Origin of the sequence: Mycobacterium sp. TY814 (assembly GCF_030755175.1) — a bacterium.
In the GTDB taxonomy this organism is placed as follows: domain Bacteria; phylum Actinomycetota; class Actinomycetes; order Mycobacteriales; family Mycobacteriaceae; genus Mycobacterium.
This window is the reverse complement of record NZ_JAUFRY010000002.1, coordinates 1,439,100-1,451,211: the sequence shown is the minus strand read 5'-3', so window position 1 is coordinate 1,451,211 and position 12,112 is coordinate 1,439,100. Positions and strand designations below refer to the sequence as shown.

The 12,112-nt window shown below is 65.0% G+C and carries 11 protein-coding genes; 6 read left to right on the top strand and 5 right to left on the bottom strand.

Annotation, left to right across the window (positions count from 1 at the left end; genetic code table 11):
* Positions 1 to 772: 772 nt before the first annotated feature.
* Complete coding sequence (locus QXH22_RS20070) at positions 773 to 964, bottom strand: hypothetical protein (RefSeq protein ID WP_306240236.1); 192 nt, start codon at positions 962 to 964, stop codon at positions 773 to 775.
* Positions 965 to 996: 32 nt separating this feature from the next.
* Here QXH22_RS20070 and QXH22_RS30545 point away from each other — a divergent pair, with 32 nt between their 5' ends.
* Complete coding sequence (locus tag QXH22_RS30545; protein WP_371934264.1) at positions 997 to 2,844, top strand: PE domain-containing protein; 1,848 nt, start codon at positions 997 to 999, stop codon at positions 2,842 to 2,844.
* An 85-nt stretch (positions 2,845 to 2,929) separates the two neighbouring features.
* Here QXH22_RS30545 and QXH22_RS20040 read toward each other — a convergent pair whose 3' ends face one another.
* Positions 2,930 to 4,159 carry a CdaR family transcriptional regulator gene (locus tag QXH22_RS20040; protein ID WP_306276754.1) on the bottom strand — a complete coding sequence of 410 codons (1,230 nt, stop codon included), beginning with the start codon at positions 4,157 to 4,159 and terminating at the stop codon, positions 2,930 to 2,932.
* 392 nt (positions 4,160 to 4,551) lie between these two features.
* On the opposite strand from QXH22_RS20040, the gene QXH22_RS20035 reads away from it, so the two are divergent.
* On the top strand, positions 4,552 to 4,980 hold the full coding sequence (locus tag QXH22_RS20035) for a cellulose-binding domain-containing protein (protein ID WP_306240234.1): 429 nt from the start codon (positions 4,552 to 4,554) through the stop codon (positions 4,978 to 4,980).
* 31 nt (positions 4,981 to 5,011) lie between these two features.
* On the opposite strand, the gene QXH22_RS20030 is transcribed toward QXH22_RS20035, so the two are convergent.
* Entirely contained in the window at positions 5,012 to 5,698 is a 687-nt protein-coding gene (locus QXH22_RS20030) for an NlpC/P60 family protein (protein ID WP_306240233.1), read from the bottom strand.
* Positions 5,699 to 5,921: 223 nt separating this feature from the next.
* On the opposite strand from QXH22_RS20030, the gene QXH22_RS20025 reads away from it, so the two are divergent.
* Positions 5,922 to 6,836, top strand: a complete 915-nt coding sequence (locus tag QXH22_RS20025) for an SDR family NAD(P)-dependent oxidoreductase (RefSeq protein WP_306276753.1) — start codon at positions 5,922 to 5,924, stop codon at positions 6,834 to 6,836.
* Between the two features lie 51 nt (positions 6,837 to 6,887).
* Here QXH22_RS20025 and QXH22_RS20020 read toward each other — a convergent pair whose 3' ends face one another.
* On the bottom strand, positions 6,888 to 8,132 hold the full coding sequence (locus QXH22_RS20020; protein ID WP_306276752.1) for an Ig-like domain-containing protein: 1,245 nt from the start codon (positions 8,130 to 8,132) through the stop codon (positions 6,888 to 6,890).
* 75 nt (positions 8,133 to 8,207) lie between these two features.
* On the opposite strand from QXH22_RS20020, the gene QXH22_RS20015 reads away from it, so the two are divergent.
* Together QXH22_RS20015 and QXH22_RS20010 are read left to right on the top strand one after the other, a co-directional pair.
* The gene (locus tag QXH22_RS20015; protein ID WP_306276751.1) at positions 8,208 to 9,032 is read left to right on the top strand and encodes a hypothetical protein; all 825 of its coding nucleotides are present in this window, start codon (positions 8,208 to 8,210) and stop codon (positions 9,030 to 9,032) included.
* Between the two features lie 294 nt (positions 9,033 to 9,326).
* On the top strand, positions 9,327 to 10,145 hold the full coding sequence (locus QXH22_RS20010) for a PE domain-containing protein (RefSeq protein WP_306276938.1): 819 nt from the start codon (positions 9,327 to 9,329) through the stop codon (positions 10,143 to 10,145).
* 118 nt (positions 10,146 to 10,263) lie between these two features.
* Here QXH22_RS20010 and QXH22_RS20005 read toward each other — a convergent pair whose 3' ends face one another.
* Positions 10,264 to 11,355, bottom strand: a complete 1,092-nt coding sequence (locus QXH22_RS20005; RefSeq protein WP_306276750.1) for a DUF2804 family protein — start codon at positions 11,353 to 11,355, stop codon at positions 10,264 to 10,266.
* 437 nt (positions 11,356 to 11,792) lie between these two features.
* Here QXH22_RS20005 and QXH22_RS20000 point away from each other — a divergent pair, with 437 nt between their 5' ends.
* Entirely contained in the window at positions 11,793 to 12,038 is a 246-nt protein-coding gene (locus QXH22_RS20000; RefSeq protein ID WP_306240225.1) for a hypothetical protein, read from the top strand.
* The last annotated feature ends 74 nt before the right edge of the window (positions 12,039 to 12,112 follow it).

Genomic DNA, 12,112 nt, shown 5'->3' with positions numbered 1-12,112 from the left:
GCCGGGACTCAGTGGCAACACCTACAACGTAGGTGTTGCTGCCAGTCGGGTGTAGACAACTTCGGGCAAGAACTGACGGTGTCATTCGGGGTCACCGTCAACTGCCCCTGATCTGTTACATTGCGCCCTTACATGGCCAGCGGCACAGCCACATCCACACTCGAAGGCTTCGAACACCCCCAGTCCGTCAGCACCAAAATCGCCACCTGGGGCGTCAACTGGGGGAACCTGCCGCACATGTCGTGACGACCCTCAACACCGCTCTACGGCAACCTGCCCTTTCTGTCACTGGGAAGCGGTCGCCGAGCGTGAATTCATGCTCCTGCAATGCATCACGATCCTCGGCATGGCGTGGCCGGGCTTCGGGCGGCCCTGGTGAGAACCCACGTACTCGACGCTAGCGTGCCAGAACTCCGCACCCTCATTACCAACGTCGCAATCCCATCCTGCTGACCGAGCCAAGGACCGAAGGCGTGCCAGAGCGAGCAGGGATCGTTGAAAAGTGAACCAGCGCTTGCGAATCGGCTCCTATCACCACGAGCGTGCGAGTCTGCTGCCATTGAACGATTCGATCGCTACGCTCTCCCGTCCATCCGCCGACCCGATGCAGTCACGGGGCGACTGCGTTGGTGGTGTGCAGAATGCACGGCCGTTGATGTTGTTGTTGTGCAGAACGGTCTTGTTCGGTAGCGGTGGGGCCGCCCAGAATCCGCGGTGAGCCAGCACGATTGCGCGGAAGTGGGTGTTGTGTGCACCGGTTACCGGATGCCGTTCAGCCCGGGTCTTCGGGCGGATGGCTGGCTGCGGTGAGTGCGTCGATGTGCGGTACTGGTGGCAGGTCGGGATGACTGCCTCGACGGCGCAGCGCCGTCAGGCCGAGAAATTCTTCTGTGTCGGGCTCACCGATGGGGTTGTCGGGCTTGGCTCTGCGGGTGGTTCTTTCGTCTCCATCAGAGCGGGGCATAGCTGCACTGGGCGCGGTGAACGGAGGATTTCATGTCGGTGGTGGTGATCCCGCAGTGGTTGAGTGCGGCCGCGTCCGATGTGGCGGGTGTGGGTGCGGCAGTGGGCGCGGCCAATGCCGCGGCCATCGGGCCCACGACGGGCCTGCTGGCCGCGGCCCAGGATGAGGTGTCCGCGGCGGTCGCGGCCCTGTTTTCTACTCATGGGCTGGGTTATCAGGTGCTGAGCGCGCACGCGGCGGCGTTTCAGGAGCAGTTTGTGCACGCACTCGCTGGTGCCAGCGGCGCCTACGTCGCCGCGGAGGCTGCCAGCGTCTTTCCGCTGCAAGGGTGGGGGCACAGCGTTCTGGATGCGATCAACACCCCCACCACGATGTTGTTGGGGCGTCCGCTGATCGGTGATGGCGCCAACGGGACGGCCGCAGACCCCAACGGCCGTGACGGGGGATTGCTGTATGGCAACGGCGGCGCCGGGTATTCCGCGCCGGCGGGTTCGGGGCTGGCCGGGGGTGCTGGTGGGTCTGCGGGGTTGTTCGGTCACGGCGGAGCCGGCGGCAACGGCGCCTCCGGGGTGGTGGGCGCCGCCGGTGGTGGCACTGGTGGTGCCGGTGGCGCCGGTGGCGCTGGTGGCCGCGGTGGCCTGCTATTGGGCGATGGCGGCGCAGGTGGTTGGGGCGGTAACGGCGGCACGGGCGGGGTCGGCGCCACCGGGACCAATAGCACCACTTTTGGGGTGGCCGGCGGTGCCGGCCAGCTCGGCGGCAGCGGTGGTCAGGGCGGCCTTGGTGGGGCCGGCGGGGCCGGCGGGTTGTTCGGGTCTGTGGGCGCGGCGGGTCCTGCCGGCATCGGGGGCACCGGCGGTCAGGGCGGCCAGGGCGGCCTCGGCGGCGCAGCTCTTGCGGGTTTTGCCAGCGGCACCGGCGGTGCCGGCGGGGCTGGCAGCCTGGCTACCGGTATCTCCGGTGGGGCAGGCGGAGTCGGCGGCACCGGCGGGGCACCCGGCAGCGTGGCCACCATCACTGGCCTTGGCGCCAGCCCATGGGGGGTGGCGGTCAACCCCGGCGGCAACGTCTACGTCACCAACTACGGCAGTAACACGGTGTCAGTGATCGATCCTGTGACCAACACCGTCACCGGATCACCGATCGCCGTCGGCTCCGGCCCGGTCGGGGTGGCGGTCAACCCCGGCGGCAACATCTACGTCACCAACTACGGCAGTAACACGGTGTCAGTGATCAATCCGGTGACCAACACCGTCATCGGATCACCGATCGCCGTCGGCGCCGTCCCGGGCGGGGTGGCGGTCAGCCCCGGCGGCAACGTCTACGTCGCCAACAGCTTCAGTGGCACGGTGTCGGTGATCGATCCGGTGACCAACACTGTCATCGGATCACCGATCGCCGTCGGCTCCCGCCCGACCGGGGTGGCGGTCAACCCCGGCGGCAACGTCTACCTCACCAACCACAACATCAGTGGCACGGTGGCGGTGATCAATCCGGTGACCAACACCCTCACCGGATCACCCATCGCCGTCGGCGCCTCCCCGTGGGGGGTGGCGGTCAACCCCGGCGGCAACGTCTACGTCACCAACCTCAACAGTGGCACGGTGTCGGTGATCGATCCGGTGACCAACACCGTCACCGGCTCACCCATCGCCGTCGGCTCCGTACCGCAAGGGGTGGCGGTCAACCCTGCCAGCGACTATGTGTTTGTCGCGAACACAGGCAGCGACACGGTGTCGGTGATCAACGCCAACACCAACACCGTCACTGCCACCATCGCCGTAGGCGATGGTCCGGTCGGCGTTGCGGTCGATCCCCTCACAGGTAAGGTTTACGTCTCTAACAGATCTGCCGGTACCGTGTCGGTACTCAGCGGGTAAGCGTCAATAGCCGAACCCTCCCTCACGCAGGTGAGTCGAAATTAATCACCCAGCACCACAACGGATTCCGGCTCGTCTGCAAAGTTCAAGGTTGTTGTGGGACAGTCGGCTTGGCTATCGCGTCGCGCACCGGCATCCACCGCAGAGTGGCCAGTGCCACCGCGACGTTGATCAGGTTCTCCTTGAGAGGCCGTGGCAGCAGACGCTGCGCCGTGTCCAGCCGATGCAACATGGTGTTGCGGTGGGTGAACAAGATTTTCGCCGCGTGCGTGAGGTTGCAACCGGCTTCGATATAGGCCAGCACTGAGGCGTGCATGGACGGGGATGCGTTAGCGAAGTCCCCCAGTGTCCTCTCAATGAAATCAGTTGCTTCTGCGAGATTTTCCGTCACCAACCCGATGAGTTGCAGTTGCGTGGAACTGTGTAGGACGCGCTCAGGGCACCTCGACTGGGCCATAATGCGCTGGGCGGTCAAAGCGTCGCGGTGGCTGCGGGCGAAGCCTGTAATTCCGCAGGCGGGGCCGCCGATCGCGATGTGCACCTGCGGCGCGATCGCCGCCTCGATCTGACCAGGATCAACACATTCCACCTGATGTGCCCACACCCAGTAAGTTTGGGCACCGGAAATCACTGAAAGCGACTGGCCGGCGCAGGCTTCGATCAACTCTCTGGCGGCGTGTTCCAGCGCGGCCGCATCGTCGTCGCCTCGATCAGACCAGATGACGGCTGCGGTGTGCGGCAGGTCCAAGCGGTAGCCCAACCGATCCGCCACGGCGGCGGGGTCGGTATCGGTGCCATAGAGCAGGGACTCGATCAGCGCGCGACGCTCAAGGTTCTTTTGGTGCTCAATGCCCGCGTGGTGTGACTCGGCCTGAGCATGGGCGCCCACGTATCGACATGCCGCATCAAGGAACTCGCTCAGCCGGGGCATGGGCAGGTTGAGTACCTCGCGCAACTCCTGGGGGTCGGCGCCTAGGCCGAACGCGATATCCGTCCAGCGGCGCCACGCCACGTTCTGGGCGATGCGGAATATGTCACGGGTCCAGGCGTCCAGTCCGCGGCGCGTCAGCATGCGGGCCAGGTCGAGATTTTCCGGGGTGTCCAGCGGGGGCGCGTCCGGAGCAGTGGGGGAGTGCATCATGGCGGATCCCCAGCAACACAGGTTCGCACGGTGCGCCCGTGACACCGCCGCCACCAGATCCGGATCTGCAGCGACTTGCGGCAGGGACCTCATCGTGGCGTGTGCGATGTCAGCAATCCACTCGTCGCCCGATTCGCAGGCCAGCTGCAGGCCGGCGCGGATCAGGTCTTGCACCCGCGTAGACGGTTGACCCCAGATCACGCCCCAGAGTGTATGGATGACGAGAGCTCGAAAAATTGTGCACAACACCCAAAAAGATGGCGCTCAACTGTGCAATCTGCCACGCTGGCTCCGCCACATTGGCGCGTTGGCCCCGGTAAGCGCTTAGGTGCCAGTCGGCGCGCGACGAATCTGCCCGTGGGCGAGAAAGGTTGCCCACGATTCGACGTCGGGGCGCGCTTCCAGCAGTGCGCGGCGCTGGCGCGTAGTGAGTTCACGGCCGCCGATGAACCCAACGAGTCCCCCCAGTGCGGAGGTTTCACGACGGTTGCAGTTGCGCAAAGTTACTGCAGCTTGCTCGCGCGGCGGGGCTCCGGTGTCGTTGTCTGGCTCTACTGTTGGCAGGTATGGCCGGACTGCATACTGACGTGAAACGCTGGCGCACAGCGCTTCACGTAGCCGTGTCGGCATTGCTGGTTGCCATCTCCGGACCTTTCGTTGCACCCACAGCTCATGCGGCAGCGGCTGCGGCGACGCTGAGGGTGACATCGACCTGGCAGACCGGTTTCATCGCCAGCTTCACCATCACCAACTTGACCATGGCGCCGCTGTCGGACTGGAGGCTTGAGTTCGACATGCCGGCGGGACAGTCCGTCATCCACACGTGGAACAGCTCCGCGGCACAGGCCGGCACCCACTGGGTCATCACGCCCGCGAATTGGAATCGCATGATTGCACCCGGGGGTTCGGCCACCGGCGGCATGAGAGGCGTGCTGAGCGGTACCTATACGGCTCCGTCAAACTGCGTCCTCAACGGGCAGGTTCCCTGCAGCTAAGACCCACTGGCTTGGCGAGCCCGCGGAGGCGTCAGCCGATCGGCCGCCACGCGCCGACGACAGCCTCCCGGTACCAGCCCACTCGATCGCGAATCTGAACCCCGATCCGGTTCTGGGCGTTCATGCGGCTGTCGAGGATGTGCCCGTCGTCGAGGTAAATCACCACGTGCGACGCCCGGCCGGCATCGCCGTTGGGGTGCAGATAAATCAGGTCACCGGGTTCAAACGAACCTTCTTTGGCCACGCGAACGCCCATGGGACCGGCCGTGCCATCCGCCTGCCGGTGGACGTCACCCCCGAATTTGATTCCCAGACCGTAGTTGTAGACCCAGGCGGTGAAATTCGAGCAGTCCAACCCTCGTCCCGGACTCCAGGCAGTCGGCCCACCGGGGTTGTCGACGTCGGGATTGTCTTCTGGGGCACCGGCATACGTCGAGGCCGGCGGATCCCAGCCCGGAATGTGATGGTGCCGGTACTGAAGCCCCAGCGGGTTACCCGGTGCGTTGACGTAGCGCATAGCTACCGCGACGATGCGCTCCTGCTTCCACGTTCTGGGATTGCACTGCGCCCCCTGCGGCGTGGCCGGCGTCGGCAAGGTGTCGGCCGCCGGCCCCCACCCGTGATTGACATAGTGGCCCTCGGTATCGGTCCGGTACCACTCGGTGGCAGGCTCGCCAGACTCCGGCAGCTGGTCGCGCCCTGCGAAGTCAGCCGTCAACGAAGACCATGAGCAGGAGAACGGGTAGGACCACTCTCCGTTACCGCCCCTGGCGATCCCGACGGGTAGGCCGAGGCCTGACGCTGACAGCGCGAGGCAAAGCAGAGCCCGTACTGCAAACAGAAACGTTCCGCGATGCGTCAACAGACCCTCTGCTCGTCCAGCGTTTACCCAGCAAGCCAAATGCTAGGCGCAGCGAACGCACCGTGGAACTCTTCGCACTATGTCGCAGCAGGGGAGGCGGCAACGTCCTCAGCCAACGCTGCTGATCCGGAGGAAGACTGACCAGCCGTCGAGAAAGCGCCGAAGGAGAAACGGCTCCTGCTCAGCGGAGCCAGTTGTCCAGCTCCAGCGCGGCAGCGACATCAATGGCATTGTCCGCCAGCGGCGTTGGAAGAAGGTGTTCAGCGCGGGCCACCCGCCCGAGCACGGTGTTGCGGGGTTTGTCGCCGATGTCCGCGACCTGTCCTCATTGCAGACGGCGATTGACGCCGCAGCGGCCCACTTCGGACGGATCGACATCGTCGTCGCCAACGCTGGGATCGACACGGTGGCGCCGATGGCGACACTCGAGCCTGCATCATTCGAAAGAGTCATCGACATCAACCTCACCGGAGTGTGGCGAACCTTCAAGGCGGCGCTGCCGCACGTGCAGAAGCGGCACGGCTATCTGCTGGCCATTTCCTCGATGGCAGCATTCGTCCATTCTCCGCTGCAGGGCTCCTACACGGCCAGCAAGGCCGGAGTCTGGGCCATGTGCGACAGCATCAGGCTCGAACTGCGCAGCCTCGGAGTCGGCGTCGGCAGCGCACACCCGACATTCTTCAAGACCCCTCTGATGAACCACGTGCACAAAGACCCTGCCGGCCAGGAACTTTGGGGCGACAACGTCAAGGGGGTCTGGAAGATGGTGCCGCTTCAAGAGGTCGTCATGGGAATTGCGGACGGGATCGAGCGTCGCTCGGCGAAGATCGTCGTGCCCAAGAGTCTGCTGATCACGGCGAACGCGCCGGGCGTCTTCCGCAGAGTCATCGAACGAATCGGATTCCGCGACAGTTCGATTCAGAAAGCAGCAGCACTGGCTTCACCGATCGGGTGGAACGACGACCGAGAAGCGGCCCGTTCCATCGGTCGGTGAGGCAGGTCTGACTTGTATGTTGCGCTTGACCCACGACCAAGCCGAACCGGGCTAGGACGAGCGCGGCAACGCGCTACCTTTGCGCCACTCGTCCCAGCTGAGCGTCCAGTCGCCGTTCTGCTCAATCTTCAGCGGCGGCCCACCGGTATTGTGCACCTCGACGACGTCGCCGGGCACGGAGAAGCCGTAAAACCATTTGGCGTTGTCGCCGTTGAGATTCAGGCACCCGTGCGAGGTGTCGGTATGACCCTGAGCCCATATGGTCGAATCGAGCTGGTGCAGATAGATACCGTCAATGCTGATCCTCGTGGCGTAGTTGATTGTCTCGCGGTAGCCGAGCCGGGAATTCTTCGGCAGCCCGAAGGTCGACGAATCCATCACGACCGGGTTTCCTTTGTCGAGCACGGTGTAGACACCCGGCGGAGTCCAGAACGACAAGGTCCGCCCGCCGATTGTCTCGGTGCCACCCATACCCATGGAGGTGGGCATGGTCCGAACTAGTTTGCCGTTGTCGAATACGCTGACCAGCTTGGTCGCATCGTCGGCGACAGACACGTGCGCATCGCCGATGCGAATTGACACCCGGCTGTCCTCCTGCCCGAACATGCCACCGCCCAGCGCAATACCGTAAATCTTCGCTTCGGCGGTCACCGTGGTGCCTGGTGCGTAGTAGTGCTCCGGGCGCCAATGGGCGTGCTGGGAGTCGACCCAAAACCAGGAACCCGGCACCGGGGGATTAGTGGTCACAACCAGTTGGCGCTCGGCGGCGGGCCGATCAGAGATCTGTTCGTCGAAGTGCGCGACGACCACCGTCCCAACCCCGTACGTGCCGCCTTCCCGCAACGCAGCTTCTGACGTCATGGTGAACGACACCTTGGTCTGGTTGGACGGCCGCACCGTCGAGAAGGACGAAACTTGCGAGCTTTCAGCGCCATTGGTCCCACGACTGGTGACGGTGAGGGTATAGGTGTGTGCGTAGCCCAGCGGACCAGTCGGTTTCCACACGGTGCTGTCCGGTGTCATGACCCCGTCGATCGGCTTGCCGCCGTCGTTGACCATGCGTACCTCGACGAGCGTTCCCGTGTCGGCTTTCACCTGCACCGGCGCCGTTGGTTGGACGTCGTGTGCATCAGGACTTGGCGTGATCGTCACCCGCGCAGGACCCGTCGAAGCCGGCGCGCCGCCCACGGATTGGTGCCCAGAGCACGCCGGCACCGCAGCGCCCAGCACTCCGAGCACGATGAGCAGGGGGAGCAAGAGCCGGCGCCGCGGTGCATGAAACGTGTTGGCTTTCATTGCCGAATGAGGTAGCCAACGGGGAGGGGCTTCAAACCGTTGGGTAGCTGCCCGGACGCGAGAGATCATGGAACTATGGCCGACGACGAGCTCGATGCCTTGTACCGGGTCCCTCCGAATCAGTTCACCGGTGAGCGGACGAAATTGTCCGCGGCCGCCAAAAAGCGAGGCGATGCCGATGCGGCTCAACGAATCTCAGCAGCCCGAAAACCCACCACGGTGGCATGGATTGTCAACCGGTTGGTGATCGGGCACGGGGAAGCACGGACTCGGTTGGCCGAGCTTGGTGACAGCCTGCGCAAGGCGCACGCCGCGATGGATGCCGTGCTAGTCCGTGAGTTGTCCGCCCGGCAACATCAGTTGATCAACGAACTCACGGAGGCCGCCTTGAATGCGGCCGAGGTGGAGAATCCGTCGTCGACGGTGCGCGACGACATCGCTGGCACGCTGCAAGCGGCGATCGCCGACCCCGAAGTCAGGGGGCGCCTCGGTCAACTGACCAAAGCCGAACGCTGGTCGGGCTTCGGCGACTTCGGCGACAGTGTGGCAGTGTCAGCGACTACCGGACCCAAGAAGACCGCACCGGCGGCCAAACCATCGCGGTCGTCGAAGGCGCCTCGGCGTGAGAAGGAAGCCGAAGCCGCCCGGCGGGAGCGAGCAAGGTTGACGGCGGCGGTCGCCTCTGCCGAGAAAGCTGTTGCGCACACCGAGAGCCTGCTTTCCGACCGGCGAGCCGAACGTGACGCGGCCCGGACGCGCCGTGATGAAGCAGCAGCAGCTCTGAGCAAGGCAGAGCGTGCGTTGACCAAAGCTGAGAGCGACTACGAAAAGGCGCGGCGGGCCGGACGCGATGCTGCGCAGGAGCTCAAAGAGGTGAGGGCTCAGCTGGCACGGGCGTAGCAAGCAGCCACCACGCGACGCAAGCGGGCATGCGCCCCGCAATTTTTCAGTGGCTGGATTGAACTGAGATCCCCTGATGCACGTGTCCTGTTTGCGGCACGGGCTATTCCGGGTCGTCGACAGGTGGGCGCTGCCTGGGCTGGCGTTGCGGTGCAAAGCCCCGTTCAAGGGTTTTCTGCACTGCGCGTCACAGGACTGCTCCCTCCAGAACCGCGAACAGTCCCCGGCGGCCTCCACTAACCTGAGGCGGTCACACCGGGTTCATCGACAGTAGGGGAGAAGCCGTTGTCTGAGGTGAACGCGTTTGTGAATGTTGTGCCCGAGGGGGTGACGGCCGCGGCGCAGGACATCGCGGGTGTTGGCGCGGCGCTCGACCGGGCGTACACAGCGCTGGCACCGGCGACCACCTCGGTGGCGGCCGCGGCCGCGGACGAAGTGTCTGCCGCAATCGCCGAGTTCTTCTCCGGCCACGGACGGGCCTTCGCAGCGCTCGGCGCGCAGGCTGCCTCGTTCCAGGACCTGTTCGTGCAGGCGCTGAACAACGCCAGCCAGCAGTACGCGGCCGCCGAGACCGCGATCGTCAGACAACTGCAGGCGACCACCGCCGCGCTGAACCTCCCGCCGATTTTCGGGCCGCGGCCGGTGCCCTCGTCGGTGCCCGTCGATCCCGCCCAGTTCGCCGGCACCTACTACGAGCAGGGCAGCGTCAAGCAGTTCTTCTCGCTCGGCCTGGTGAACACCAAAGCGATGTACAGCCTCAACCCTGACGGCACGATCCGCGTGCAGAATTCAGGAAACTACTTCTTCAACAACGGCCCGCTGTCCTCGATCATCGGGTCCGCGGTGCCCCTCAACGCCACCAACACCGCGCTGGACGTCAGCTTCCTACCCTTCAAACTGCCGTTCAGCCTGAGCGGCCCGACGGGCAACTACATCATCGTCGCGCGCGCCCCCGACTACAGCTGGGTCCTGGTCAGCGATCCCACCGGATTCAGCGGCTACGTGCTGACGCGCGACCAGTTCATACCGGCCCAGCAGTACCAGCAACTCGCGGGACAGCTGGTCTCCTCCGGCGTTTGGGGACCGATCACACCGACCAACCAGTACGCCTGACCCTTGGGGCCTCCCGCCTCTCGCCTGCCGCTGCCCACCCAGGCCGGATGACTGCCAGACCGCCGTTGGACATTCGCATCCTTACCCGGTCGATGCACCGGCGCCGCGGTCCGCTGGTTCAGACGCGGATGAACTTCTGTTCGCCCATGCCGAACATGCCATCGACCGAAAGGTCGACGTCTTGGGTGTGGATGCGGCCTTCATACCAGCCGAAGGGGCCGTAGTACTCGGCGAGCGATCGGCGCGGACCGGCATGCAGCTCGGAACGGACGGTCGGCGTGAAGCGCACATCGACCTGACCCGACCCGTCGGCATCGCGCACGATCCAGGTACCCCAGGGCCCGTCGGGCCGTTCCACGTGAACGGCGGGCAGGCGGTGGACGCGGTCGCCAAGCCAGACGGCATTCTCGTTGTAACGCTGCGGGTCCCGCACCTGGTTGTCGGTCAGGTTGAAGCCCTCGACCCGGCCCGCATCGCTGCGGCGCGCTGCGGTCACCCAGTCGTACCGCATAGGGGAGGGGTAGTCCCCGTGGTGATCGTCGAGAATCATGAACGAACGGTCGGCGTCGAACACGGTGAGCTCGGCTCCGATACGGAGCGTGCCGGTGAACGGCATCATCGCCTTGTGCGAGTACAGCGCACGATCTTCGGCGAAGGGGTGACAGATCACCAGGTGTCCGGCCTCGCCGGGGCCGCATCGCCCGGCGCCGTGCAACTCCAGTGGCGGTAGCGCACCGCGCCCGGGATGGCTGGCGTCCACTGCGACCAGGCCCGAGTCCATCTCGTTGGCCACTTGCAGCGAAAAACGTCCAACCTGACCGTGGGACCGGGTGTGGTCGAGGCCGCGGGCGACGTGCACCATCGAGGTCGGCAACTTCTGCTCCCACCGCCGGATCGTGGCCGCCTGCTTGTCCACAACCAGCACTTGCAGCAGCGAGATCGACTTCGTGTCGTAGACGGCGCCGAGCACGAATATTGCGTCGTCACCGAGCTGGAACGCCTCCCACTCCTTGAGTCGGGCGTTGCGCACTGCGCGCTGCAGGCGACCACGAGCTCCGGTGGCCGTGACAACGTCGAGTGGGTTGATCCGCGCGATCGGACCGTTGTAGGTGCCAAACCGGTAGCGACCATCGCGCACCAGCTGGGCAGGTGGCGTCTCGTGGGTGCGCACGATTTCTGACGGGCCGGTCGGCGGGGTCTCGGTGTCCACCGCCGCAGCGTAGCGAAGAGGCAGCAGCTATGGCGCTGGTAGAGAGACGTAGCCGTCCGCGAACCCATCACGGACCGGCGAGGGGAGCGGCCCTGTCTATCGGTCCACTGGCGACGCCGGCCCGGCTCCGATTGATCCCTCGATGGTGCAGGCGGTGGCCGACGCTCCATGCGAGTCCTCGCGTCGGGGCTCTCGGGCTTGCAATCAGGTGCGGTGGCAGTGAAGTTACAGACCCGAGACGCTCTTTTCGGCGTGGCGCGGCGGTAGGGGTGGCGCTAGCTAAGCATGGTGGGCGCAAACCACGACTCTGTGCTGTGACCGTTAGGGATCGTTACCGCAATCGCAATTTCGCGCTCATATCTTTGGACATACAAGAACGCCAAATCTGAAACCCACGTTACGCCTATCGGCGTCCGCAAGCCTTGGGGGGCAGTGACATGACAACCGCAATCGGCACGCACCGGCCAATCAAGAACAACGAGGCCTACGAGCACGACGATTTCGCCTCGGCGGTTGCGAGCATCAACGCACTCGGCCGTCGAGGGGACGGCGTTCTTGCCGAATTGCAGCCGCGGTGGCGACCCACCGAAGAAGAGATCGTGCGCGCGGCGATCACTTTAATTTTGATATCCCTAGTGGCCCTCATCTGCCTCGCCGCGGCCGCGATCTTGACGCTGCACTAACAGCGCCTGGGTCTGGTTTCACCTGCAACGCGGTAGTCCGCACGGAGTCGGACAGGAAGTCGTGCAGCCGGCAC

Excerpts from the sequence above, each read along its gene's own strand:
- QXH22_RS20070 (WP_306240236.1), bottom strand. The coding sequence starts at position 964 with ATGCCCCGCTCTGATGGAGACGAAAGAACCACCCGCAGAGCCAAGCCC.
- QXH22_RS30545 (WP_371934264.1), top strand. The coding sequence starts at position 997 with ATGTCGGTGGTGGTGATCCCGCAGTGGTTGAGTGCGGCCGCGTCCGAT.
- QXH22_RS20035 (WP_306240234.1), top strand. The coding sequence starts at position 4,552 with ATGGCCGGACTGCATACTGACGTGAAACGCTGGCGCACAGCGCTTCAC.
- QXH22_RS20025 (WP_306276753.1), top strand. The coding sequence starts at position 5,922 with ATGTCGCAGCAGGGGAGGCGGCAACGTCCTCAGCCAACGCTGCTGATC.
- QXH22_RS20020 (WP_306276752.1), bottom strand. The coding sequence starts at position 8,132 with ATGAAAGCCAACACGTTTCATGCACCGCGGCGCCGGCTCTTGCTCCCC.
- QXH22_RS20015 (WP_306276751.1), top strand. The coding sequence starts at position 8,208 with ATGGCCGACGACGAGCTCGATGCCTTGTACCGGGTCCCTCCGAATCAG.
- QXH22_RS20000 (WP_306240225.1), top strand. The coding sequence starts at position 11,793 with ATGACAACCGCAATCGGCACGCACCGGCCAATCAAGAACAACGAGGCC.